This is a genomic window from Actinomadura sp. WAC 06369, assembly GCF_003947565.1.
GTDB lineage: Bacteria > Actinomycetota > Actinomycetes > Streptosporangiales > Streptosporangiaceae > Spirillospora > Spirillospora rifamycini.
Map to the genome: position 1 here is coordinate 1 of NZ_QHJN01000064.1, position 22,073 is coordinate 22,073.

At 73.4% G+C, this 22,073-nt stretch carries 25 protein-coding genes and 1 pseudogene; 14 read left to right on the forward strand and 12 right to left on the reverse strand.

The features are described from left to right. Nucleotides 1-325: 325 nt before the first annotated feature. The 3 genes from DMH08_RS18720 to DMH08_RS18730 all read right to left on the reverse strand — a co-directional run bounded on the left by DMH08_RS18720 (nt 326) and on the right by DMH08_RS18730 (nt 1,581). The gene (locus tag DMH08_RS18720) at nt 326-484 is read right to left on the reverse strand and encodes an ATP-binding cassette domain-containing protein (RefSeq protein WP_442778643.1); all 159 of its coding nucleotides are present in this window, start codon (nt 482-484) and stop codon (nt 326-328) included. Nucleotides 485-569: 85 nt separating this feature from the next. After that, nucleotides 570-944, reverse strand: coding sequence for a VOC family protein (locus DMH08_RS18725; protein WP_125616387.1), 375 nt, complete (start codon nt 942-944; stop codon nt 570-572). Nucleotides 945-1,062: 118 nt separating this feature from the next. Then, nucleotides 1,063-1,581 (reverse strand): lytic polysaccharide monooxygenase auxiliary activity family 9 protein, encoded by a 519-nt coding sequence (locus DMH08_RS18730; protein ID WP_026400556.1) that lies wholly within the window; start codon nt 1,579-1,581, stop codon nt 1,063-1,065. Between the two features lie 484 nt (nt 1,582-2,065). Between DMH08_RS18730 and DMH08_RS18735 the strand changes: the two genes are divergently transcribed. Beyond that, nucleotides 2,066-3,037 (forward strand): hypothetical protein, encoded by a 972-nt coding sequence (locus DMH08_RS18735; protein WP_125616390.1) that lies wholly within the window; start codon nt 2,066-2,068, stop codon nt 3,035-3,037. A 197-nt stretch (nt 3,038-3,234) separates the two neighbouring features. Then, nucleotides 3,235-3,828 (forward strand): DUF4333 domain-containing protein, encoded by a 594-nt coding sequence (locus tag DMH08_RS18740; RefSeq protein WP_233617676.1) that lies wholly within the window; start codon nt 3,235-3,237, stop codon nt 3,826-3,828. Between the two features lie 112 nt (nt 3,829-3,940). On the opposite strand, the gene DMH08_RS42640 is transcribed toward DMH08_RS18740, so the two are convergent. Both DMH08_RS42640 and DMH08_RS18750 read right to left on the reverse strand, forming a co-directional pair. Continuing rightward, the gene (locus DMH08_RS42640; protein WP_125616394.1) at nt 3,941-4,264 is read right to left on the reverse strand and encodes a DUF397 domain-containing protein; all 324 of its coding nucleotides are present in this window, start codon (nt 4,262-4,264) and stop codon (nt 3,941-3,943) included. 97 nt (nt 4,265-4,361) lie between these two features. Next, complete coding sequence (locus DMH08_RS18750; protein WP_125616397.1) at nt 4,362-4,547, reverse strand: DUF397 domain-containing protein; 186 nt, start codon at nt 4,545-4,547, stop codon at nt 4,362-4,364. Between DMH08_RS18750 and DMH08_RS41060 the strand changes: the two genes are divergently transcribed. The 3 genes from DMH08_RS41060 to DMH08_RS18760 all read left to right on the forward strand — a co-directional run bounded on the left by DMH08_RS41060 (nt 4,497) and on the right by DMH08_RS18760 (nt 8,124). Further along, nucleotides 4,497-4,652 (forward strand): hypothetical protein, encoded by a 156-nt coding sequence (locus DMH08_RS41060; RefSeq protein ID WP_199747888.1) that lies wholly within the window; start codon nt 4,497-4,499, stop codon nt 4,650-4,652. The genes DMH08_RS18750 and DMH08_RS41060 overlap by 51 nt on opposite strands. A 126-nt stretch (nt 4,653-4,778) precedes the next feature. Continuing rightward, entirely contained in the window at nt 4,779-5,756 is a 978-nt protein-coding gene (locus DMH08_RS18755) for a hypothetical protein (protein WP_125616400.1), read from the forward strand. A 181-nt stretch (nt 5,757-5,937) separates the two neighbouring features. Then, a complete protein-coding gene (locus DMH08_RS18760) occupies nt 5,938-8,124 on the forward strand; it encodes a DUF4132 domain-containing protein (RefSeq protein WP_125616403.1) in 2,187 nt (728 codons plus the stop codon). Between the two features lie 65 nt (nt 8,125-8,189). On the opposite strand, the gene DMH08_RS18765 is transcribed toward DMH08_RS18760, so the two are convergent. Beyond that, nucleotides 8,190-8,762 carry a dihydrofolate reductase family protein gene (locus DMH08_RS18765; RefSeq protein WP_125616406.1) on the reverse strand — a complete coding sequence of 191 codons (573 nt, stop codon included), beginning with the start codon at nt 8,760-8,762 and terminating at the stop codon, nt 8,190-8,192. Between the two features lie 132 nt (nt 8,763-8,894). Between DMH08_RS18765 and DMH08_RS18770 the strand changes: the two genes are divergently transcribed. After that, nucleotides 8,895-9,335, forward strand: a complete 441-nt coding sequence (locus DMH08_RS18770) for a hypothetical protein (RefSeq protein ID WP_026400550.1) — start codon at nt 8,895-8,897, stop codon at nt 9,333-9,335. Between the two features lie 31 nt (nt 9,336-9,366). On the opposite strand, the gene DMH08_RS18775 is transcribed toward DMH08_RS18770, so the two are convergent. The 4 genes and pseudogenes from DMH08_RS18775 to DMH08_RS41700 form a co-directional block, all read right to left on the reverse strand. Then, on the reverse strand, nt 9,367-9,693 hold the full coding sequence (locus tag DMH08_RS18775) for a DUF4286 family protein (protein WP_125616409.1): 327 nt from the start codon (nt 9,691-9,693) through the stop codon (nt 9,367-9,369). Nucleotides 9,694-9,773: 80 nt separating this feature from the next. Beyond that, nucleotides 9,774-10,094 carry a DUF4286 family protein gene (locus DMH08_RS18780; protein ID WP_125616412.1) on the reverse strand — a complete coding sequence of 107 codons (321 nt, stop codon included), beginning with the start codon at nt 10,092-10,094 and terminating at the stop codon, nt 9,774-9,776. A gap of 302 nt (nt 10,095-10,396) precedes the next feature. Next, on the reverse strand, nt 10,397-11,083 hold the full coding sequence (locus tag DMH08_RS18785; protein WP_325052931.1) for an alkaline phosphatase D family protein: 687 nt from the start codon (nt 11,081-11,083) through the stop codon (nt 10,397-10,399). 58 nt (nt 11,084-11,141) lie between these two features. After that, nucleotides 11,142-11,372: pseudogene (locus DMH08_RS41700) on the reverse strand (PhoD-like phosphatase N-terminal domain-containing protein); the annotation flags it as partial. A 525-nt stretch (nt 11,373-11,897) separates the two neighbouring features. On the opposite strand from DMH08_RS41700, the gene acnA reads away from it, so the two are divergent. The 5 genes from acnA (at nt 11,898) to DMH08_RS18810 (ending at nt 18,535) form a co-directional block, all read left to right on the forward strand. Further along, entirely contained in the window at nt 11,898-14,663 is a 2,766-nt protein-coding gene (gene acnA / locus DMH08_RS18790; RefSeq protein ID WP_026400548.1) for an aconitate hydratase AcnA, read from the forward strand. 204 nt (nt 14,664-14,867) lie between these two features. Continuing rightward, the gene (locus tag DMH08_RS18795) at nt 14,868-15,800 is read left to right on the forward strand and encodes an ATP-binding cassette domain-containing protein (protein ID WP_125616415.1); all 933 of its coding nucleotides are present in this window, start codon (nt 14,868-14,870) and stop codon (nt 15,798-15,800) included. Further along, complete coding sequence (locus tag DMH08_RS18800) at nt 15,797-16,603, forward strand: ABC transporter permease subunit (protein ID WP_125616418.1); 807 nt, start codon at nt 15,797-15,799, stop codon at nt 16,601-16,603. The genes DMH08_RS18795 and DMH08_RS18800 overlap by 4 nt, the downstream gene beginning before the upstream one ends. A 28-nt stretch (nt 16,604-16,631) precedes the next feature. After that, a complete protein-coding gene (locus tag DMH08_RS18805; protein WP_125616421.1) occupies nt 16,632-17,879 on the forward strand; it encodes a sensor histidine kinase in 1,248 nt (415 codons plus the stop codon). After that, nucleotides 17,876-18,535: a response regulator gene (locus DMH08_RS18810; protein ID WP_026400546.1), complete on the forward strand. Its 660-nt coding sequence runs from the start codon at nt 17,876-17,878 to the stop codon at nt 18,533-18,535. The genes DMH08_RS18805 and DMH08_RS18810 overlap by 4 nt, the downstream gene beginning before the upstream one ends. A gap of 12 nt (nt 18,536-18,547) precedes the next feature. Here the strand turns inward: DMH08_RS18810 and DMH08_RS18815 are convergent, their stop codons facing one another. Next, nucleotides 18,548-19,168: a LysE family translocator gene (locus tag DMH08_RS18815; protein ID WP_125616424.1), complete on the reverse strand. Its 621-nt coding sequence runs from the start codon at nt 19,166-19,168 to the stop codon at nt 18,548-18,550. A 69-nt stretch (nt 19,169-19,237) separates the two neighbouring features. Between DMH08_RS18815 and DMH08_RS18820 the strand changes: the two genes are divergently transcribed. From DMH08_RS18820 to mug, 3 genes are read left to right on the forward strand one after another with little or no spacing between them, the layout of a single operon-like run. Beyond that, nucleotides 19,238-20,179 carry an aldo/keto reductase gene (locus tag DMH08_RS18820; protein ID WP_125616427.1) on the forward strand — a complete coding sequence of 314 codons (942 nt, stop codon included), beginning with the start codon at nt 19,238-19,240 and terminating at the stop codon, nt 20,177-20,179. An 18-nt stretch (nt 20,180-20,197) separates the two neighbouring features. Then, nucleotides 20,198-20,914 carry a sulfite exporter TauE/SafE family protein gene (locus DMH08_RS18825; RefSeq protein WP_026400544.1) on the forward strand — a complete coding sequence of 239 codons (717 nt, stop codon included), beginning with the start codon at nt 20,198-20,200 and terminating at the stop codon, nt 20,912-20,914. Further along, nucleotides 20,914-21,492: a G/U mismatch-specific DNA glycosylase gene (gene mug, locus DMH08_RS18830; protein WP_199747887.1), complete on the forward strand. Its 579-nt coding sequence runs from the start codon at nt 20,914-20,916 to the stop codon at nt 21,490-21,492. The genes DMH08_RS18825 and mug overlap by 1 nt, the downstream gene beginning before the upstream one ends. On the opposite strand, the gene DMH08_RS18835 is transcribed toward mug, so the two are convergent. Next, on the reverse strand, nt 21,489-21,962 hold the full coding sequence (locus DMH08_RS18835; protein WP_026400542.1) for a hypothetical protein: 474 nt from the start codon (nt 21,960-21,962) through the stop codon (nt 21,489-21,491). The genes mug and DMH08_RS18835 overlap by 4 nt on opposite strands. Between the last annotated feature and the right edge of the window lie 111 nt (nt 21,963-22,073).

Here is a 22,073-nt window from a genome sequence, read left to right on the forward strand (position 1 = left end):
ACCCCCACCCCTTATAACGACCCGCCTCCGGCGTAGGGCTCTGCTTGCAAACTACGTGCGATCATGTCCAGCCGGGTGACGACCGTCCCGCGGACTGCTCTAGGCGCATGGTCGGGGATTCTGTGGCTCAGCGTGCGCTCGGGGCGCGAATGCACGGCGCTGTCCGAGGACTCCTAGGCGGTCTGCTCCCGGGCGGTCGGCGGGCAGCCGCAAGCGGCGCCCGGAGCCGAGCGAGGCTAGCAGACCGCCCCTCAGACACCGCGCAGTCGCGCCCCGTAGGGTTAAGCCCTCGCCGGGAGAAACCCCCGCCGAGCAGGAAGAAGTGTCACAATCCGATGACAGTCTTGCCCGCGCCGTTCGGGCCGACCAGGCCGTAGAACGATCCGGCGGGCACCGTCAGGTCGACGTCGTCGACCGCGACGTGGTCGCCGAACGCTTTGCGGAGCCCGGTGGCGGTGAGCGCGGCGGGCCGTCGTGGTTCCATGCCCCGAGCATCGCGCCGGGCGCGGCTGCCGGGATCGCCCGCGCGGCGGCCGCGACGGTGGACGCCCGCCCGACGATCGGTCGCGCTACCCGTCGACGCGGCGCCGGAGCAGGCAGAACTCGTTCCCCTCCGGGTCCGCGAGGACGTGCCACGACTCGTCGCCGGTCTGGCCGACGTCGGCGTGCCGCGCGCCGACGGCGAGGAGGCGTTCGAGTTCGGCGTCCTGGTCGCGGTCGGTGGCGTTGACGTCGAGGTGCAGCGGCAGCTTGCCCCTGCGGGGATCGTCGCTGCGGCTCAGGACCAGGGTGGGCGGTCGGTTGCCGGTTCCCTCCGGCGGGCCGATCTCGATGACGCCGTCCTCCTTGTCCAGCTCCACGTAGCCGAGCACCTCGCACCAGAATCGGGCGAGTTCCTCGGGGTCGCGGCAGTCCAACACGAGTTCTGTGATGCGGCAGGCCATGAGCCGTGCTTACCCCAGCCGGTTCTCCGCACGCAATCTCTTTCCCTGCGGACGGCCGCCGGTGCGTGGTTCCGCGGGCTCCGGCGCCCGGTCGCCCACCGGGCGCCGGAACCGGGCGTCACCGCACGTTCACGTCGATGCAGGCGTAGAAGGCGTTGGCGGTGTCGGCGACGTTCCACACCGCGAGCACCTTCTGCCGTCCGCTCACGCCGCCGAGGTCGACCGTGTGGGTCACGGTGGCGGGCGGCTGCTGACCGTGGCCGTCGACGACCGCGACCCGCCGTCCGCCGACGTAGTACTCGTAGGTCGAGGTGCGGTGCCGCGCGGTGAACGTCCAGGTGAACGTGGTCGTGCGGCCGACGCTCGCGGCCTGCCACGGCCTGCCGTCGTCGTCGAGTTCGGCGAAGCGCGCGTTGCCGCCGCTGCAGCTGCGCAGCCCCTTCGGCCCTTCGACGCTCTGCGGCTCCCACTTGATGGGGCCGCAGTCGACGATCCCGGCCGCGCACTGCGCCTGGCGGCTCATCGGGGCGGAGACGTAGCCGTGGGCGAACGCCGAACTCGCCGGGACGACCGCGACGAGCGGGGCGATGCCGATCCCGGCCGCGACGGCCGTGAACCTGCGTGTCGATTTCTTCATGCGGGGGGTCCTTGTCTTGCGAGGGGTGGCTTTCCGCCGCGTCACGGAGGTTGGGAGCGCCGTGGCGCGGGGCGGGGACGTGACCGACGGTGCGGGCCGCGGCGTCCGCTCGGGCGCGGCCGCTTCCACCGGCGGCGGAGGGGAGCGGGCCATCGGATCTCCAGTGGATAGGAAACTTTCCTATCGGTTTCTCGGGACGCTAATCCGGGCCCCCGGCGGCGGTCAATACCCCGCCGGATCCGCGGCGGACGCCCGGATCGACCAGTGCAGATCGGCGACCGAACCGGCGACGGGCCGTCCGGGAAAACGTGAAGAACCGACAACGGCCCCGCCGGACCGTCGGCGACATATGCCCGTGGCCCCTACCGGTCGAGGATCAGGTCGGCGCCGCGGGCGATGACCTCCGTCCTACGCCACCGCGCCCAGAACGGTCCTCCCATCCCCGCATCCCTTCGGTGAACCCACACCCCTTTGACCACGTCAGATGGCCATGCGCCGCCATCTCTTCACCTGTTCCCTCGTCGTCGGCTTCGCCGTGTGGGGTTTCTGGCCGGCCGTTTACGCGTACACGTTCGCGTACGGCGAGCGGGCCTCCGCCACCGTTGAACGGTGCGAGCGGCACGGGTCGGGAAGGTTCACCGGGGTGACCTGCCACGGCACCTGGCGCACCGGGGACGGCGAACGCGGTGCGGGCGAGATCTACGGGCTGAAGGGCGAACAGCGTGAGGGGACCGTTCCGGTGCGCATCGGGCCCATGGGCCCTTACGCGAACGGGTGGGACCGCGCGTGGCCGCTTCCGGTGGTGACCGGGGCCCTGACGCTGATCCCGATCACGGTGTTCGCCTGGGTTCGCCGCAGGTACGTGCTGCCCGCCCGAAAACTCTCCGAGGCCCTGCAGGCGGTTCCGGGCGACATTTTCGTGATTTCGTCGCGGGACGGGGTGCGCCGCCCCGACGGCTCCTCGTACGCCGTCCCCGTCGGTATCGGGCCGGAGCCCCCGCCCGGCCACCGTTACCTGGATTTGCCGGGCCGCCCCCGCACGGACCGCGCGCAGCCCGCACTGGCCTCGAGGGAAAGCCTGCACCGGTTCGAGACGATCGCGGACACCGCCGGACGGCCGCTGATGCATGTGGAGCACCGTTCGGACCGTGGCCTGCATCCCGAGCATGTGCTGCTGGCCCCGTCGGGCGCCCCGTCGATCCTGGTCCGCACCGATCCCGGGCGGGCTCACGCGTACCGCCTGCTGGACGGCGCCGGCACCGTCATCGCATCCGCCGGGCCGGTCGAGGGCCGCAACGTGTTGACGCTCGGGCTGTCCGACGCCGCCGGCAGGCCGGTCGCCACCGCCGCCAAGAAACGGGGCCGGTGGGTACTGCGAGTCGAACCGGAGACATCGCCGTTGTGGCGCGACGCCGCCATCGCCCTGGTCCTCATCCGAATGCTCGTCATCAACTGACCGCCCGCCGGGAGGCCCCCGTCTTCGGTGAGGAAGGCCGGATCGGCGGGACGGGGGGCGGCGACGGGAGTGAAGATCGCCGCGGAACCGGAGGATCCACGGCCGCGTCCAAGCTGGACAAACGACGCACAAGTAGCAAAGAGGGGCCAATGCGCCAAGCAACACGGAGCCGGATGGCCCATCGAGCCGCAGCGGGAATGCTGGCGGCGCTGTTCGCCGCAGGCTGTTCATTCAGCGTGGGCGGCTCGGAAGCGGTGAGCAAGGACGAGGTCGCCAAGCAAGCCGCAACGGCTCTGGGGGAGCAGGTCGGGCGAGAGCCCGACGACGTCACCTGCAAAGACGACCTCAAAGCAGAGGTGGGGGCGACCGTACGCTGTGAACTCACGGTGGACGGCAGAAAGCTGGGCATGACGGCGACCGCGACCGCGGTCGACGGCGACAACGTGAAGATGGGCTTCAAGGTCGACGACGCTCCCGGGGGCGCCCCGTCCGCCGCGCCTTCCACTCAGCCCGTCCAGCCCACCGATGTGCCGAGTTCCGGTGGCGGGGCGGGGACGGTGGACAAGGCGGAGGTCGCCCGCCAGGGCAAAGCCGCCCTGGCGGCCCAGGTAGGCCAGCAGCCTGACGCCTTCATCTGCCGTCAGGACCTCGCGGCCCGGGTGGGCGCCACCGTGCGATGCCAGCTCGCCGCGGACGGCAAGCAGTACGGCGTGACGGCCACCGTGACGTCGGTCAACGGCGGTAAAGTCCAGATGAACTTCAAGGTCGACAACAGCCCGAACGGCGGCTGACGTCGACCTTGCGCGCGAGGCCGGTCGGGCCCTCAGCGACCCGACCGGCCCTCCGTCGTCACGGCCACCAACGATCTAACCCCGGCGGCCGGGTGCGGCCGGGGGGTAACGCTCAGCGTTGCTTGAGGTCGTTCACGAGTGCGCGGAACGCGCTCCGGTCGAGGACGAGCTTGGGTCCGTCCGGGTCCTTGGAGTCGCGCACCCCCACGCCGCCCGACAACGCTGCCAGCTCCGCGCACTCGTGGCCCTGGTCGTTGCTCTGCTCAGCCTTACGCCACTGGCCGGGGGCGATGCGCGCGACCTCCACGCAAGCACCGCCCTTGTCGTCACTGTAGTGGGACACGCGCCACTGCTCAGGGGAGATGCGGGCGACTTCGCCGCAACTGCCGCCATGCTCATTGCTTTGGGTGGCTTTGCGCCAGGTGATGGGGTCCATGCTGGCCCGTCCTCGCGAGTTGCCGACGATGAGTCGAGCGTAAGCGGGACATGGGGGTGGGGCCAGAGCCCCGGCCGGGTGCGGCCGGGGCTGACGCTCAGCGCTGCTTGAGTTCGTTCAAGAGCGTGCGGAAGGCACTGCGGTCGAGGACGAGCCTGGGGCCGTCCGGGTCCTTGGAGTCCCGCACTCCCACGCCGTCCGCTAGTCCCGCCAACTCCACACAGGAACCGCCGTGGTCGTTGCTCTGACGAGCTTTCCGCCACTTCAAGTTGGGCTGTTCCATCGCTCCAACGCAACCTTCCGTATGGTTTCGCGCGACTCGCTGACGTTCAGGGTCGCGGGCGGCGGCAAGGTCGTGTGGGCGCTGCTGCCCGAGGAGGACGGGTGACCGACATCCTCCCCGTCCTGCACCTGGCTCCGGCGAGCGGCGGGAGCGGGACCGACGCCGCGGATGTCGTCCCGATGCTGAATGATCCTCGGGACCGATCGTCGCCGCCGTCTCCGAGGAGCGCCCATGCAGCCCACGTTCGCCGACTTCTCCAGCGATCCCGCACTGCTGGCCAACGGCGAGGCGGAGTACCGCGGCTGCGTGTTCGGCGGGAGCCACCTCAAGCTCGAAGCGGGCGGGTCCGTCGGGTTCGTGTTCGCGGTGGAGGAGGGCGAGGAGATCCTGGAGGCGACGCTCAAGGTGACGGCGCTCGTGTCCAAGATGGGGCCGTCGCCGGGGCACGCGCCGCTGAGCATCCTCGTCAACGGCGAGCCGCTGGTGGCGCAGATGACGATCCCCGGCGGCGGGGACCTGCCGCAGACCTGCGTGTTCGCCGTCCCGGGCCGGTGGCTGCGGCCGGGACGGAACCAGGTGCAGGTGCGCAGCGTCGTGGACGCCCGCACGATGCTGTGGCTGTACCGGATCACCGTCGACTCCGTCTACGAGCGGGACCGGTCGGAGCGGGCGCTCGCCGCGGCGTCCGCGCGGCGTTCGGTGTTCGCGTTCACCACCGAACGGCAGGCGCACGGTTCGGCCTCGGGGGCGCCCGGCTGGACGCCCGCGGGCAGGCTGCTGGTCCACATCGACCGCGGTGAGGAGGCGCTGCCCGCGCAGGTGTCGTGGCGCGCCGCGGACGGGGCGGAGGCGGCGATCAGCTTCCAGTCGGCGATGACCGACTTCCACGGCTACCGCCGCGACCCGGACGGCGGGCTGGCCGAGTTCCGGGGCCGCCTCGCGGACCGCTGGGAGTACCCGGACGGCGTCCAGGGCGCTCCGCTGCACCGGTTCCGCACGCAGGAGGGCTGGGGCGGCCGCTGGCACACCTCCGGCGAGCTGCGGCTGCTCGTGGCGGACGGCGGCGCGCCGGTGGAGCGGATCACCTGGCGCGACCAGCGGGAGAACTCGGGGTCCGTCGCGTTCGAGCCGGGCGCCGCGGGCTTCCTCGGCTACTACCAGCGCGTCAACGAAGGGCCCATCGGCTACCGCGGGACCGCCGCGCACTGAACGTCGGGCGGACGGGCGGGAACCGATCGGGCACGCCGATCACCTCGCTCGGTGACGGCGCTGGGCTGGACGGCTCGTGGAAGAGCACGTTCTATCGCCATCGGCGGCGGTGGGGAGACCGGCCGCCTGTCGCTGGGTGCGGGGCCGGCCGCTGTCGGTGCCCGCCCCTACGGTGGGCGCCATGGACGATCTTCCCCCCGCTCTCCCGCGCGTGCTCGCCGAACCGCCCTGGTCACGGGCGCGCGGCGCCGCGACCGCTCCGGCCCCCGTCCCCGGCCTGACTCCGCCGGAGCCCGGCCCGCTCAGGTGGGAGGAGAACGAGCAGGACGGCTGGCGCGAGCGGGCTTCGCTGCTGGTCTTCGTGAAGCGCCCGGACGATCATCCGTTCTGGGACGACGCTCGCGAGCGGTTCCTGTCGGGCGAGACGGACTTCCGCCACCAGGCGAAGGAGCTGGTGATCGGCCCGGAGCGGGCGTTCGGCGACCTGCTCCCGCTGTGGCTGGAACGCGCCGACGAGCCGTCCCCGTACGGCACCCCCAACCTGGACGGACTCGGCGACTACGAGATGACGCCGCTCGTCGCCCACTTCGGCGTGCGGGTGCGCGATCTGGTGCTCCGGGCGGCCCGGAAGCGCCCCGCGGACCTCGGCGAGGCGCTGCTTCCCTACCTCGACGCCGAGGTCGCGCGGCTGATGGCCGACTGGCTCGTCCGGCTCAAGAAGGCGGGCGAGACCGCGCGGCGGTGGCTGCTGCGGCACGGGGCGGACGCCGTCCCCTACCTCGTCCCGGACGCGCTCGGCACGGCCCGCGCGGCGCGGGACCGGGCCGCGGCCGGGCTGCGGCTGGTCGCGGAGCAGTACGGCCGGGACGCGGTCGTCGAGGCGGCGCGCGTCCACGGCGAGGCGGCGGCGGGCGCGGTGGCGGAGCTGGTGGCCGCCGGGGGGCCCGTCGTCCCGGTCAAGGAGCCGCGTATCCCGCGCTGGCTGGACGCCGCGTCCCTGCCCCGTCCGGCGACCGCCGCGGGCGCCCTGGACGACGCCGCGTTCGGCAACCTCGTCAAGCTGCTGATGCTCCCGGAGCCCGATCTGGACGGCGTCCGCGCGGCGTGCACCGGGCTCCCGGAACTCGCCTGGGCGGTTTTCGAGGCGTGGCGCGCCGCGGACGAGCCGAACGGCCACGGCTGGGTGCTGACCCGGCTGGGCGACCTCGGGGACGACGGGACGGCGCGGTCCGCGGCGCCGCTCGTCCGGGAGTGGACCGCGGCGCGCAAGCGCGCCAAGGCCGACCGGGTGGTGGAGGTTCTCGCGCGGATCGGCACCGACGCCGCGCTGGAGCAGCTGAACCTCATGACGCGCCGGTCGTTCCCGGGCGGGGCCCGCGAGGACGCGCGGCTCGCGCTGCTGGACGCGGCGCGGCGGCGCGGCCTCACCGAGGGGCAACTCGCCGACCGGCTCGTCCCGGACCTCGGCCTCGGCCCGGACGGGACGCTGACGCTGGACTACGGCCCGCGCCGGTTCACCGTCGGCTTCGACGAGCAGCTCAAACCGTATGTGACGGATGAAAGCGGCAAGCTTCGCAAGACGCTCCCCAAGCCGGGCGCGAAGGACGACCCCGAGCTGGCGCCCGCCGCGCACCGGCGGTTCGCTGCGCTGAAGAAGGACGCCCGCACGGTCGCCGCCGACCAGATCGTCCGGCTGGAGGCGGCGATGGCGACCGGCCGCCGCTGGACGGCGGAGGAGTTCCGGACGTTCGTGGCGGGGCACCCGCTGATGCGGCACCTCGCGGCCCGGCTGGTCTGGACGGCCGACGCCGACGCGTTCCGCGTCGCCGAGGACGGCACCTTCGCGACCGTCCGGGACGACGTGTACACCCTCCCGGCGGACGCGTCGGTCGGCGTCGCGCACCCGCTGCACCTCGACGTCCCGGCGTGGTCGGAGGTGTTCGCCGACTACGGGATCCTGCAGCCGTTCCCGCAGCTCGGACGTCCGGTGGCGGTGCCGGACGAGCGGGAGCGGGCCGCGCGGCGGCTGGTCCGGTTCGAGGGCCGCACGGTGCCGTTCGGGGCGGTGCTGCGGCTGGCGCGGCACGGCTGGGAGCGGACGTCCCCGCAGGAGAGCGGGATCGAGCCGGGAATCTTCCGGCCGGTCGGGGAGAAGGCGTACCTCGCGGTGGAGCTCGACCCGGGCATCGCGGCGGGCGAGCCGGGTTACTACCCCGAGCAGCGGATCCGGCGCGTGCAGGTCGTCACCGGCCTCGACGCCTGGTGGTGGGCGGGAGACGGCGTCGAGGACCCGGCCGCCCCGCTCCTCGGCGACCTCGACCCCGTGATCGTCTCAGAGGTCCTGGTCGACCTCGCGACGCTGGAGTAGCCGCCGCGGGCCGCGGGCCGAATGCCGCCCGCGGCCCGCGCGACGCCGACTCGCACGGCTCCCCTTCACACGACGTCGAAGACGTTCTTCTGGATGCCGTTGGAGTAGACCTCGTGCTCGACGAGCCGCAGCTTCTGCGTGTCCTTGTCGGTGTCGCTGAACAGGCGCTTCCCGGCGCCGAGCAGCAGCGGGAACACCAGCAGGTGGTAGCGGTCGATCAGTCCCGCGTCGGCGAGGCTCCGGTTCAGCCGCGCGCTGCCGTGGACGATGATCGGCCCGCCGTCGGTCTTCTTCAGCTCCGCCACGTCGTCGAGGGACCGCAGGATCGTGATGTCGCCCCAATCGCCGACCAGGTCGTCCTCGGCGAGCGTCGTGGAGACGACGTACTTCGGCATGGCGTTGTAGCGGGGGAACTCGGCGGTCATCGACGGCCAGACGGCGGAGAACGCCTCGTAGCTGACCCGCCCCAGCATCATCGCGGCCGCCTCCTCCTGCTCGCGGGCCTTGAGCTCGTAGGCGTCCTCGACGAAGTCGACGTCCTTCACCGTCCAGCCGGAGTTGCGGTAGCCGGGCTCGCCGCCGGGGGCCTCCATGACCCCGTCGAGCGAGACGAACGCGGTGCTGATCAGGGTGCGCATGGGAACTCCTGCCACGTGAGCCGTCGGTCACTCCATCGGTGCCCGCTGAGGCAGTGCTACCAACCGCCACCGACAAATCCCGAAGCGCGGGAAGCCGGGTTCGGCGGAGCATCGCGGTGCCATGATCGGATCATGACGTTGGCGCGCATACGGCTCGGTTCGGGTCGTGAGATCGGCTTGGACCGGTTGCAGATCCATTCCACGTACGGCGGTCTGCTGGAGGGCTACCCGAACCCTTCGATGAACGATCGGATACTGACGTCATTGGGCGAGCGCCGCGAGTTCCGGTACCGCACGGCGCCGCCCGTCCATCTGATCGACCCGCCGCGCACGAACCCCTACCCGGACGAGAGGCCCCTGTCCTTCGGCCCGGTGGAAGTGCTCCCGCCGGTGTGCTGCGTCGGCTTCTTCGACTCGTCGCGCATCGCCGCGGACCTCGATGAGGTCCTCCACCGGTCGTGGCTCGACGTGGTCTGGTTCCAGGACGACATCGCCGGTCCGACCGTCGAGTCCGTGACGGCCGCGGTGGTGGATCTGCCGTGGGACGACCTCGCGGAGGACTACGAGCTCTGACGGGCGTCCGGCCCGTCCGGGGACGGGGCGGTCACGCGGGCGGGGCGGCCCGGTCGACGACGAGTTCCATGAGGAGCATCCGCGCCGGCGGGTCCGTCCGGGCGGTGCCGGACAGGCGCATGGCGCCGTCGGCCGCGGCGGCCCGCAGCCGCGCCATGGCGGCCTCGGGGTCGCCTTCGATCTCGTAGTGGGCGATGTAGGTGTCGCCGTCGACGGGCGCGTAGCGGCGCGCGGCGACGATGCCCTCGATCGCCAGCATCTCGGGGATGTGCACCTCGTCGTACCAGCGGTTGTACTCGTTCGCGACGTCCGGGCCCGCCGGCCCGGACTCCACGTGCAGGATCGTCCTCTTCGGCATGCGCGTCCTCCGATCGCGGCCCCGGCCGGACGCCGGGCGGGCGGTGCCGCCGGCGGCGTCCGCGCCGGGGAGGGAGCCGGTCAGGCGTCGAGCTCCTTGACGAGTTCGAGGATGTGCATCTGCGGCGGCGGGTCGAGCTGGATCTTGTCCGAAAGGTTCATGGACCCGTCGCCCATGGCCGCGTTCAGCCGCTTCACGGCCGCCTTGGCGTCGCCCTCGATGTCGTACACCGCGACGTACGGGTCGCCGTCCTTGGTGGGGGCGTAGCGGCGCGCGGAGACGAAGCCGTCGAGCGCCAGGACCTCGGGGATGTGGACGTCCTCGTACCAGCGGTTGTACTCGTCGGCCACCTCCGGGCTCGCGGGCCGGGTGACAACGTGCAGGATCGACTTCGCGGACATGCGCGTACTCCAATCGCGTGGCTCCGACCGGATGCTATATGCGCGGACAGTGCCGACCGGCCGGTGGGTCCGCTCGGATGGTATCCGTATTCTCGAAAAATGAGAATGATGTTCGCGGCCGGTCCTTGCCGACGAGGGTGTCGGGCCCGGTCTCGAACCGGGACGAGCGCGCGCCGTAGACGGCGTAGTGGTCGACGAGCGGCTCGTACGGTTCGCCCTTCCACGACAGGCGGATGCGCCCGATCCCGGGCTCGGCGCGCAGGGCGTGCACCGGGCGGGGCCGTCGGTTCGCGGCCATGCGTTCAGACCTCTCGGTTCAGTCCGGGACGGCCGGCCTCGGTGACGAAGCGGGCGGTCGTGCGGATCGGGGCGCCGGGACGGGTGACGTACTCGACCGTCTTAACCCGCGCGGTCAGCCGGTCCGGGGTCAGGGCGCAGCTCAGGTAGCCGCGGCGCGCGTTGTACAGCTCGACGTGCGGGTTCGCCAGCCACAGCTCGCCGACGGAGTCGGTCTCTGCGCCGTCGCCGTCCGAGGCGATCGAGCCGGTGATCAGCTCGGTGCCGACGGTGCGGGAGTCCGGGTCCTTCCAGTCGGCCTTCAGCTCGGCGGCGACGTGGCGGTGGATGTCGCCCGACAGCGCCACCGGGTTCGCGATCCGGTACCGCTCGAACGCCGTCCACAGCCGGTCGCGGTTCGCGGGGAAGCCGTCCCACATGTCGTTGCTGTACAGCTCGCCGGAGCCGGGGTCGCGGTCGATCTCGGCCATGACGACGCCGGTGCCGAGCAGGTTCCACGTCGCGTCGGAGCGGCGGAGGCCGTCGTACAGCCACTTCTCCTGCCGGGCGCCGAGGAGGGAGCGGCGCGGGTCGTGCCGCTCGGCGGAGTCGTCGATGACCTGCCCCGCCGGGTAGCGGTCGCGGAACTGCCGGTTGTCGAGCATGTCGATCTGCGCCAGGCGTCCCCACCGGTAGCGGCGGTAGAGGGGCAGGTCGGGACGCGTCCTCGGCCACCTCGTACCGGACCGAGTACGGGCGCGCCGGCATGCCGCCGTGCCCGTCCGGGGCGAGCGGGTCCGGGGCGAGCCGGGTCCACAGGACGACGCCGTCGGGCAGCGGGTCGCCGGACGCGACGCCCAGCGCGAACGGGTCGGACGGGACCCTGCCGCCCACGGTCTCGCCGGCGGCGGCCTGTCCGGTGCCGAGCGCGAAGGCGGCGGCGCTGACGCCGGTCATCGCGAGGAACGTGCGGCGGGTGGGCGGGGGCAGGGCCGGGCTCATGCGCGTACTCCGGGGAGGCAGGGGGCCGCAGAGGATCCTGGCTCCCCGGAGTGGACGGCGGCCGTCCGGCGGCCCAACCGGTGATGATCAGAGAACGATCATGGAGTGGCGGGCCGGTTCGCGGCCTCAGGAGGACGGGTACGGGAGGAGTCCGGCGCCGATCTCCTCCCGGCGCGGCGAGGCCGGCCTGCTGGGTGCGGCGGGGCGAGGGGTGCCCGCCGTCGGGGGTTCGGTGCGCTTTCGGGGAGGTCGGCGGCGCTGCGCGGGCCGCGCCGGAGGCTCGATGTGCAAGTAACTCGATATCGAGATAAATTGGAGTTAGCTTGACGTCGAGAGAAATCTTGTCGAAGTTGGGCCGCCCCGATTCCCGGCCGATGGCCGGGCTAAGGCAGGATCAGGGGAGATGAGCTTTCCGTCCCGCCCGGGCGACGCGGGTCACGGGGACGGGATTTCGACGAACTGAGAAGACAGCGCCGCGCGCTCATGTCCCGGACCGGACGCGCGGTGACGACGGAGGAGGAGTCCGTGTCCGCGAACAGCTTCGGCAGCCTGAGCAAGCTTCAGGTGGGCGACAAGTCGTACGACATCTACCGGCTGGACGCCGTCGAGGGCTCGGCACGTCTCCCGTACAGCCTCAAGGTGCTGCTGGAGAACCTGCTGCGCACCGAGGACGGCGCGAACGTCACCGCCGACCACATCCGCGCGCTCGCGGGGTGGGACGCCAAGGCGCAGCCGAGCAAGGAGATCCAGTTCACCCCCGCGCGGGTGATCATGCAGGACTTCACCGGCGTGCCCTGCGTGGTGGACCTGGCGACGATGCGCGAGGCCGTCCGCGACCTCGGCGGCGACGCCTCCAAGATCAACCCGCTGGCGCCGGCCGAGATGGTCATCGACCACTCCGTCATCGTCGACTACTTCGGCTCGCCGGACGCGTTCGAGCGCAACGTGCAGGTCGAGTACGAGCGCAACAAGGAGCGCTACCAGTTCCTGCGCTGGGGCCAGACGGCCTTCGACGAGTTCAAGGTCGTGCCGCCCGGCACCGGCATCGTCCACCAGGTGAACATCGAGCACCTGGCCCGCGTCGTGTTCGACCGCAACGGCGTCGCCTACCCCGACACGTGCGTCGGCACCGACTCGCACACCACGATGGAGAACGGCATCGGCGTCCTCGGCTGGGGCGTCGGCGGCATCGAGGCCGAGGCCGCGATGCTCGGCCAGCCGATCTCGATGCTCATCCCGCGCGTCGTCGGCTTCAAGCTGACCGGCGAGCTGCCGGCCGGGACGACCGCCACCGACCTCGTGCTCACGATCACCGAGATGCTCCGCGAGCACGGCGTCGTCGGCAAGTTCGTCGAGTTCTACGGCGAGGGCGTCGCCGCGCTGCCGCTGGCCAACCGCGCCACGATCGGCAACATGAGCCCCGAGTTCGGCTCCACCTGCGCGATCTTCCCGATCGACCAGGAGACGACGAAGTACCTGCGCCTCACCGGCCGCAGCGAGGAGCAGATCGCGCTCGTCGAGGCGTACGCCAAGGAGCAGGGCATGTGGCTCGACCCGTCGGTCGAGCCGGAGTTCTCCGAGTACCTCGAGCTCGACCTGTCGACGGTCGTCCCGTCGCTGGCCGGCCCGAAGCGCCCGCAGGACCGCATCGCCGTGTCGGAGGCCAAGGAGACCTGGCGCCGCGACGTCCAGAACTACGTCAGCAGCGTCCAGGGCCCGGCCGACGAGGCGTCCAACGAGTCGTTCCCCGCGTCCGACTCGCCGGCGATCAGCCGCAGCGGCAACGGCGACAAGCCCCGCGAGCACGCCACCAACGGCGCGTCCCGCCCGCACAACCCCGTCCAGGTCACCCTGGAGGACGGCACGACCTTCGAGCTCGACCACGGGCACGTCGCCGTCGCGGCCATCACCTCCTGCACCAACACCTCGAACCCGTACGTCATGGTCGGCGCGGCGCTGCTGGCCAAGAATGCGGTCGAGAAGGGCCTCACCCGCAAGCCGTGGGTGAAGACCTCGCTGGCCCCCGGCTCGCAGGTCGTCACCGACTACTTCGAGCGCGCGGGCCTCACCCCCTACCTCGACAAGATCGGGTACAACCTGGTCGGGTACGGCTGCACGACCTGCATCGGCAACACCGGCCCGCTGCAGCCGGAGATCTCCCGGGCGGTCAACGACAACGACCTCGCGGTCACGGCCGTCCTGTCCGGCAACCGGAACTTCGAGGGCCGCATCAGCCCGGACGTGAAGATGAACTACCTCGCGTCCCCGCCGCTGGTCATCGCCTACGCCCTCGCCGGGACGATGGACATCGACATCCTCAACGACCCGATCGCCGACGGCACCGACGGCCCGGTCTACCTGCGCGACATCTGGCCCGCGCCGGAGGACGTCGCCGCGATCGTCGAGTCGTCCATCGGCCAGGACATGTTCACCAGCAGCTACGCCGACGTCTTCAAGGGCGACGACCGGTGGCGCGGCCTCGACATCCCGACGGGCGACCTGTTCGAGTGGGACCCGGCGTCCACGTACGTCCGGAAGGCCCCGTACTTCGACGGGATGGCCGCCGAGCCGGAGCCGGTCGCCGACATCCACGGCGCGCGCGTCCTGGCGAAGCTGGGCGACTCGGTCACCACCGACCACATCTCCCCGGCCGGGGCGATCAAGGTCGGCACGCCCGCCGCGCAGTACCTGCAGGACAACGGCGTCGCGGTGAAGGACTTCAACTCCTACGGCTCGCGCCGCGGCAACCACGAGGTGATGATCCGCGGCACGTTCGCCAACATCCGGCTGCGCAACCAGCTCCTGGACGACGTCGAGGGCGGCTACACCCGCGACTTCACCCAGGAGGACGCGCCGCAGTCCTTCATCTACGACGCCGCGCAGAACTACGCCGCGCAGGGCACCCCGCTCGTCGTCATCGCGGGCAAGGAGTACGGCTCCGGCTCGTCCCGCGACTGGGCCGCGAAGGGCACCGCGCTGCTCGGCGTCCGCGCCGTCATCGCCCAGTCCTACGAGCGGATCCACCGCTCGAACCTGATCGGCCTCGGCGTCCTGCCGCTGCAGTTCAAGGAGGGCGAGTCGGCCGAGTCGCTCGGGCTGACCGGCACCGAGACGTTCGACATCACCGGCGTCACCGCGCTCAACGAGGGCGGCGTCCCCGAGGAGGTCACGGTGAAGGCGGACGGCAAGGAGTTCACGGCCGTCGTCCGCATCGACACCCCCGGCGAGGCGGACTACTACCGCAACGGCGGCATCCTCCAGTACGTCCTGCGGAGCCTCCTCCGCAAGTAACGCGATCCGCGCGGCCGCACGGACGGGCCGCACGGACGGGCCGCACGGACGGGCCGCCTCCTCCGGGAGGCGGCCCGTTCCGCGTCCGCGGGCTCTAGTACTCCGGAGCTAGACGCGAGGTCGGCTCCCGGGAGGGAGGCGCCCGGCGCGGCCGTGGCGCAGGATTCCTTCTGCGGCGGCCGCGAGGCCGCGGAGGGAGGGCGCATGATCGAGGCGCGCGAGCTGGTCAAGCGCTTCGGGGACCGGACGGCCGTCGACCGGCTGTCGTTCACGGTGCGGCCCGGCACCGTCACGGGGTTCCTCGGCCCGAACGGCGCGGGCAAGTCCACCACCATCAGGATGATCATGGGCCTGGACGCGCCGGCGTCCGGGCGCGCCCTGGTCGCCGGGCGGGAGTACCGGCGGCTGCGCGAGCCGATGCGGACGGTCGGCGCCCTCCTCGACGCCCGCGCCGCCCACCCCGGCCGCTCGGCGCACGACCACCTGCTGTGGCAGGCGCACGGCAACGGCATCGGCCGCGCCCGCGTCCGGGAGGTGCTCGACCTGGTCGGGCTGGGCGGCGCCGCGTCCGGTCGGCGGGTCGGCGGGTTCTCGCTCGGGATGGCGCAGCGGCTCGGCATCGCGGGCGCGCTGCTCGGCGACCCCGAAGTGCTGATCCTGGACGAACCGGTCAACGGCCTGGACACCGAGGGGATCCGGTGGGTGCGCGGGCTGCTGCGGGGGCTCGCCGACGAGGGCCGCACCGTGCTGCTGTCGAGCCATCTGATGAGCGAGATGGAGCAGACCGCCGACCGGCTCGTCGTGATCGGCGGCGGGCGGCTGCTGGCCGACACGACCGTCCGCGCGTTCATCGACCGCCACGCGCGGGACGCGGCCGTGGTGGCGTCCCCGGACGGGCCGCGGCTGCGGGCCGCGCTGGAGGCGGCCGGCGGGCGGGTGCGGCTCCGGCCGGACGGCGGCTGGCACGTGGCCGGGCTCGCGGCGCCCGAGGTCGGCGCGATCGCCGCGCGGGCGGGCGCCGAACTGCACGAGCTGCGGCCGGAGCGCTCGTCGCTCGAAGAGGTCTACCTGGGGCTGACCGAGACCGAGGCCGAGTACCGCGGGACGGGACGGGGCGAGGAGGCGACGGCCCGATGACCGGGACGGCGGACGGGACGGCGGCCGCCGCGGCGGGCCGGACGGAGGGCGGGACGCTCGCGGGGTTCGGAAGGGCCGTCCGCGCCGAGTGGACGAAGGCCCGGACCGTCCGGGCGACCGTGTGGACGCCTGCGGCGATGGCGCTGCTCGTCCCCGCCCTGGCCGTCTTCGTCGGCGCGACCGGCAGCCTCCGGCCGGACGACACGGTCCTGGGCGGCAGCCTCACGGGGGCGCTGCTCGGCCAGCTCGCGGCGGCCGTGTTCGGGACGCTGGCGATCTCCGGCGAGTACGGCACCGGCATGATCCGGGCGACGTTCGCCGCGTTCCCCGGGCGGGGCGCCGTGCTGGCGGCGAAGGCGGTCGTCGTCGCGGCCGTCGCGTTCGTGCTCGCGCTGGCGTCGTGCACGGCCGCGTTCGGCGTCGGGACGGTGATGCTGTCCGGCGAGGGGTACGCGACCGGGCGCCCGATGCCCGCGCTGATCGGCGTGGCCCTCTGCCACGCGGCGACCGCGCTGCTCGGGCTGGCGCTGGGCGCGCTGCTGCGGCACGCGGCGGGCGCCGTCACCGCGGGCGTCTGCCTGGTCCTGGTGCCGTCGCTGGTGGCGCCGCTGTTCGGCGACCTGGAGCGGTGGATCGCCGGCGCGTCGCCCGCGGCGGCGCTGCAGAAGCTGTCGCAGACGTCGGACGCCTCGGCGGAGGCCGTCGGGAGCCTCGGCGGGTGGCCGTCGCTGGGTCTGCTGCTGGCCGCGGCGGGCGTCCTGCTCGCGGCGGCTACCGTCGTGGTGAGGCACCGGGACGCGTGACGGATCGGACGGACGGACGGGGGCTGCGATGACGGTCGGGTCGGTCGTGCGGAACGTGTGGCGGGACCTCTCCCCGGCCGCCGGTCCCGCGCTGCTGCCGCTGGACGTCCCGTCCCGTCCCCGGTTCGCGGCCTGGCTGCCGCACGCGCTGGTGTTCGGGGCCGCGGCCGTGCTCGCCGGGTCGTCCTGGCACATCCTGCTCACCGACTACGCGGTGCCGAACGGGTGGGCGGCGGCGCTGGGCGTCGTCCACGCGTCGGCGCTGGCGGTGTGCGTGGTCCGGCCGATGGCCGCCTGGTGGCTGTCGCTCGCGCTGGTGGCGGTGACCGCGCTCGCCGCCGCGTCCGCCCGCCCGGACGGCGGGCCGCTGTGGGCGGGGCCGAGCCTGTCGGTGCACCTGGCGGTGCTCGCCCTGGTCGCGCTGCGGGTGCCCGCGCGCGTGGCGGCGCTGATGTGGGTGCTCACCGGCGCCGTCGCGGCCGCCCTGGCGGTCGCGCTGCCCGGCCGCGACGAGTTCCCGAGCCTCACCGAGGTGCTGTTCGTGTCCGGCACGGTGCTGCTGGCGGCGGCGGCCCTGCGGGGGAGGGGCGACGCGCTGCGCGGGCTCGCGCGGGAGCGGCAGCGGCGCGCGCTGCTGGAGGAGCGCGCCCGGATCGCGCGGGAACTGCACGACGTGGTCGCGCACCACATGTCCGTCGTCGCCGTCCAGGCCGAGGCCGCCCCCTACCGGGTGCCGGACGTGCCGGACGAGCTCGCGCGCAGCTTCACCGTCATCCGCGAGAACGCGCTGGAGGCGATCGACGAACTGCACCGCGTCCTCGGGCTGCTCCGGGAGGGCGACGGCCAGGCGGGCCCGGCCGCCGACGCGGCGCCGCAGCCCACCCTGGACGGACTGGACGGCCTCGTCGACGGCCTCCGCGCGGCCGGCCTGGACGTCGAGCTGCGGGTGTCGGGGCCGCGGCCCGCGACGACGCCCGCGCTGGAGGTGTCGGCGTACCGGATCGTGCAGGAGGCGCTGAGCAACGTCCTGCGGCACGCGCCGGGCGCCGCCGCCCGGGTCGCGGTCGCCCACCGCCCGGACCGCGTCGAGCTGACGGTCGACAACGGCCCGCCCGCGCGGCCGCCGGCGCCGCCGGCGGGCCGCACCGGCCACGGGATACTGGGGATGCGGGAACGGGCCGCGATGCTGGGCGGCGAGCTCGCCGCGGGCCCGCGCCCGGACGGCGGCTTCACCGTGACCGCCGTGCTCCCGGCGGGAAAGGAGGGTCCCCGGTGACCGTCAGGGTGCTGCTCGCCGACGACCAGGACATGGTCCGCGAGGGGTTCTCGGTGCTGCTCGGCGCGCAGCCCGGCATCGAGGTGGTCGGCGAGGCCGCCGACGGGCGCGAGGCCGTCGCGAAGACCGCCGAGCTGGCGCCGGACGTCGTCCTGATGGACGTCCGCATGCCCGGCATGGACGGGCTGGAGGCGACCCGGCGGATCTCCGCGACGACCCGGGTCATCGTCCTCACGACGTTCGACCTGGACGAGTACGTGTACGGGGCGCTGCGCGCGGGCGCCGCCGGGTTCCTGCTGAAGAAGGCGTCCGCCGGGGCGCTGGCCGAGGCGGTGCGGGTCGTGGCGGCCGGGGAGGCGCTGCTGGCGCCGTCGGTCACCCGGCGGCTGATCGCCGAGTTCACCCGGCTCGGCGGGCCCCGCGCGCCCCGCCGCGAGCGGCTCGGGCGGCTCACCGGGCGGGAGACCGAGGTGCTGACGCTCGTCGCGCACGGCCTGTCGAACGCCGAGATCGCCGCGCGGCTGGTGCTGGCCGAGCAGACCGTGAAGACGCACGTCAGCAACATCCTCGCCAAGCTCGACCTGCGCGACCGCACCCAGGCGGTCGTCCACGCCTACGAGACCGGCCTCGTCCGGCCGGGCCCCGAGGCGCGCTGACCGTCCGGCACCTCAGTGGCCGGCGGCGAGGCGCAGCCCGAAGCCGATGAACGCGACCCCGGTGACCTGCTGGAGGCGGCGCTTCACGGACGGGCGCGCGAGCGTGCGGCGCGCGGCGCCCGCGGCGCACACGAGCAGGGCGCACCACGCGAGCCCCTCGGCGATGTGGATGACGGCGAACAGCATGCTGGTGCCGAACACCGGGGCGTCCGCGGGGAGGAACTGCGGCAGCAGGCTCATGTAGAACACGCCGATCTTCGGGTTGAGCAGGTTCGTGACGAGCCCGGTGCGGTACGCGGCGGCGCCCGCGGGCTGCGGCTCCGGGACGTCCCCGCCCGCGCCGGCCTTCCGGCGGGCCCGCCAGAGCGCCTGCCCGCCGAGCCACAGCAGGTAGCAGGCGCCCGCGATGCGCAGCACGTCGAACGCGAACCGGGACGCCGCCAGCAGCGCCGTCAGCCCCGCCGCGCTCGCCGCGCCCCAGCACAGCAGCCCGGACGCGATGCCCGCCGCGGCGAGGAGCCCCGTCCGGCGCCCGCCCGCGACGGTGGTGCGCAGCACCAGCATCGTGTCCAGGCCGGGCGTGATCGTGACCAGGGCGGCGACGGCCGCGAAGGCCAGACATGCGCTGAGCATTCCGACATTCTGCCAACGATCCGCGGGTCGCGCGGGCATCGTCGCCGCCCGCACGGTTACATCGCAGGCATGGCTGACACCACGAAGAAGATCGGCGACCTGGACGTCTCGGGGCTGTGCCTCGGCGGCAACGTGTTCGGCTGGACGGCCGACCGCGACACCTCCTTCCAGATCCTGGACGCCTACGCGGCGTCCGGCGGCACCTTCATCGACACCGCCGACTCCTACATGGCCTCCGCGCCCGGGAACAGCGGCGGGGAGTCGGAGGAGATCATCGGGGAGTGGACGGCGGCGCGCGGCACCCGCGACGACGTCGTCATCGCGACCAAGGTCGGCAGGCACCCGCGGCGGGAGGGGCTCTCCGCGGCGAACATCGAGGCGGCGGCGGAGGACTCGCTGCGGCGGCTGCGCACCGACCGCATCGACCTCTACTACACGCACTTCGACGACGAGTCCGTGCCCGTCGAGGAGATCATGACGGCGCTGGACGGCCTCGTGCGGGCCGGGAAGGTCCGGCAGATCGCCGTGTCGAACATCGGGCTCGACCGGCTGGAGGCGTCCCTGGAGTTCAGCGAGCGGGAGGGGACGGCCAAGTACGTCGGCATCCAGCCGCACTACAACCTCGTGTCCCGCGACACCTACGAGGGGCCCCGGCGCGACATCGCCCGGCGGCACGGCCTGGCCTGCATGCCGTACTACGGCCTCGCCTCCGGGTTCCTCACGGGCAAGTACCGTCCGGACACCGAGGTCGACAGCGCGCGCGCCGGGAAGGCGGCGAAGCACCTGGAGACCGAGCGCGGACGCAGAGTGCTCCAGGCCCTCGACGAGGTCGCCCAGGAGTCGGGCAAGTCCCACGCGACCGTCGCGCTCGCGTGGCTGGCCGCCCAGCCGACCGTCGTCGCGCCCATCGCCAGCGCCCGCACGATGGAGCAGCTCCCGCCGCTGCTGGACGTCCCGGGCACCGTGCTCACCGAGGACCAGCTGAGCCGCCTCACCGAGGCGTCCGCCTGACTTGTATCGTTCCACGGCGTGAATCCCGATTTCTTGATCATCGGGGGAGCGGCGGCGCTGCTCGGCGCGATCGTGCAGGGCAGCGTCGGCCTCGGCGTCGGCCTGGTCGCCACCCCGGTCGTGACGATGCTGTACCCGTCGCTGATGCCGGGCGCGATCCTGGTGGTCGCGGCCGTCCTGCCCCTGGCGACCCTCGCGCACGAGGCCCGGCACGTCGAACTGCGCGGCCTCGGCTGGGCGTTCGGCGGCCGCGCCGCCGGGACGCCGCTCGGGGTGTGGCTGGTGGCCGCCGTGCCCGCCCGCGCCCTCGGCGTCGCCGTCGGTCTCTTCGTGCTGGCCGCGCTCGCCGCCACCGCCTGGACGCGGGACGTGCCGCGCAACCGCCGCACGCTGACCGCCGCGGGCGTCGTCGCGGGCACCGCCGGCACCGCGTCCGGCATCGGCGGCCCGCCGATGGCGCTGCTGTACCAGCGCGAGAGCGGCCCCCGGGTCCGCGCCACCCTCGCGCTGTTCTTCGTCGGCGGGTGCCTGCTGTCGCTGGCGACCCTCGCCGCGTTCGGACGGCTCCCCGGCGAGCAGGTCGCCGCCGGGTGCGCGCTCGTCCCGTTCGTCCTGGCCGGGTTCCTCGCGGCGGCCCCGCTCCGCCGCTACCTGGACGCCGGGCGCCTCCGCCGCGCGCTGCTGGCGGTCGTCGGCGCGTCCGCGATGCTGCTGATCGTCCGTAATCTGATGTGATGCGCCCGACGAAGGCCGATCTGGAGGCCGCCCGCGACCGTGTCATCCCCGACGTCCTGCCCGCCCCCGGCGGCGCGCTCCGCGTGCTGTTCAGCGGCATCAACCCCGGCCTGTACTCCGGCGCGACCGGCCACCACTTCGCCCGTCCGGGCAACCGCTTCTGGCCCGCGCTGCACCGCTCCGGCTTCACCGACCGGCTCCTCGACCCGTCCGAGCAGCACCTGCTGCCCGCGTTCGGCCTCGGCATCACCAACCTCGCGCAGCGCACCACGGCCCGCGCCGACGAGCTGACCGCCGACGAGCTCCGCGACGGCGGCCGCCGCCTGCGGGCCCTCGTCGACCGGTACCGCCCCGCCTACCTCGCGGTCGCGGGCGTCACCGCCTACCGCACCGCGTTCGGACGTCCGCGCACGGAGATCGGCCCGCAGGACGACCTGTTCGGTTCCGCCCGCGTGTGGGTGCTGCCGAACCCGAGCGGCCTCAACGCGAGCTGGTCCCTCGACCGGATCGCGGGCGAGTTCGCCCGCCTCCGCGAAGCCGCCGACGCGGCCGCCGACGAAGCCGCCGGCGCGGGTTAACCGGCCGGGTTCGCCGCGGCCGCCGTGAGCATCGTCTCAACCTCGGCGACGAGCGACGCCGACGGCTCCCACAGGTCGGTGCGGCCGAGCGCGACGATCGGCCGGGGCAGCGCCCGGACGTCCGCCAGGTGCCAGTGGTGCCTGCCCGGCTCGGCCCACGGGCCGCACGCGCACGCGTCCGCGCCGCCGCGCGGCCGCCCGGACGGGCCGCCGGCCGGGCCGACGGTCGCGGAGCAGACGGCGGCGAGGTCGGCGACGGCGATGGCCGCGCCGATCGCGGCGAGCGGGTCCCGCGGGTCCCACCCGGCGGCCTGCACGAGCGGGGAGTCGCACGCCGACAGGTCGACCCGCATGGACGCGTGGATCAGCAGCGGCCCGCGGTAGGCGGTCGGCGCGCCCTGGTTCGAGACGCTCTTGCCGCCGCGCGCGATCGCGAACGCCCAGGGCTGCTGAACACTTATCGCCTGCACGCGGTCACCTCCAGTGCTCGACCGTCTCCGTCTCCGGCATCGTCTCCGGCGGGGACGCCGCGCGGCAATGCCCGAGAGGCTAGGCGCATCGGGGCGGTTGCGCCAACGGAG

Bases quoted from the DNA above. Each gene is read 5' to 3' on its own strand.
- DMH08_RS18720 (WP_442778643.1), bottom strand. From the start codon at position 484: ATGGAACCACGACGGCCCGCCGCGCTCACCGCCACCGGGCTCCGCAAA.
- DMH08_RS18725 (WP_125616387.1), bottom strand. From the start codon at position 944: ATGGCCTGCCGCATCACAGAACTCGTGTTGGACTGCCGCGACCCCGAG.
- DMH08_RS18730 (WP_026400556.1), bottom strand. From the start codon at position 1,581: ATGAAGAAATCGACACGCAGGTTCACGGCCGTCGCGGCCGGGATCGGC.
- DMH08_RS18735 (WP_125616390.1), top strand. From the start codon at position 2,066: ATGGCCATGCGCCGCCATCTCTTCACCTGTTCCCTCGTCGTCGGCTTC.
- DMH08_RS18740 (WP_233617676.1), top strand. From the start codon at position 3,235: ATGCTGGCGGCGCTGTTCGCCGCAGGCTGTTCATTCAGCGTGGGCGGC.
- DMH08_RS42640 (WP_125616394.1), bottom strand. From the start codon at position 4,264: ATGGACCCCATCACCTGGCGCAAAGCCACCCAAAGCAATGAGCATGGC.
- DMH08_RS18750 (WP_125616397.1), bottom strand. From the start codon at position 4,547: ATGGAACAGCCCAACTTGAAGTGGCGGAAAGCTCGTCAGAGCAACGAC.
- DMH08_RS18755 (WP_125616400.1), top strand. From the start codon at position 4,779: ATGCAGCCCACGTTCGCCGACTTCTCCAGCGATCCCGCACTGCTGGCC.
- DMH08_RS18760 (WP_125616403.1), top strand. From the start codon at position 5,938: ATGGACGATCTTCCCCCCGCTCTCCCGCGCGTGCTCGCCGAACCGCCC.
- DMH08_RS18765 (WP_125616406.1), bottom strand. From the start codon at position 8,762: ATGCGCACCCTGATCAGCACCGCGTTCGTCTCGCTCGACGGGGTCATG.
- DMH08_RS18770 (WP_026400550.1), top strand. From the start codon at position 8,895: ATGACGTTGGCGCGCATACGGCTCGGTTCGGGTCGTGAGATCGGCTTG.
- DMH08_RS18775 (WP_125616409.1), bottom strand. From the start codon at position 9,693: ATGCCGAAGAGGACGATCCTGCACGTGGAGTCCGGGCCGGCGGGCCCG.
- DMH08_RS18780 (WP_125616412.1), bottom strand. From the start codon at position 10,094: ATGTCCGCGAAGTCGATCCTGCACGTTGTCACCCGGCCCGCGAGCCCG.
- DMH08_RS18795 (WP_125616415.1), top strand. From the start codon at position 14,868: ATGATCGAGGCGCGCGAGCTGGTCAAGCGCTTCGGGGACCGGACGGCC.
- DMH08_RS18800 (WP_125616418.1), top strand. From the start codon at position 15,797: ATGACCGGGACGGCGGACGGGACGGCGGCCGCCGCGGCGGGCCGGACG.
- DMH08_RS18805 (WP_125616421.1), top strand. From the start codon at position 16,632: ATGACGGTCGGGTCGGTCGTGCGGAACGTGTGGCGGGACCTCTCCCCG.
- DMH08_RS18815 (WP_125616424.1), bottom strand. From the start codon at position 19,168: ATGCTCAGCGCATGTCTGGCCTTCGCGGCCGTCGCCGCCCTGGTCACG.
- DMH08_RS18820 (WP_125616427.1), top strand. From the start codon at position 19,238: ATGGCTGACACCACGAAGAAGATCGGCGACCTGGACGTCTCGGGGCTG.
- mug (WP_199747887.1), top strand. From the start codon at position 20,914: ATGCGCCCGACGAAGGCCGATCTGGAGGCCGCCCGCGACCGTGTCATC.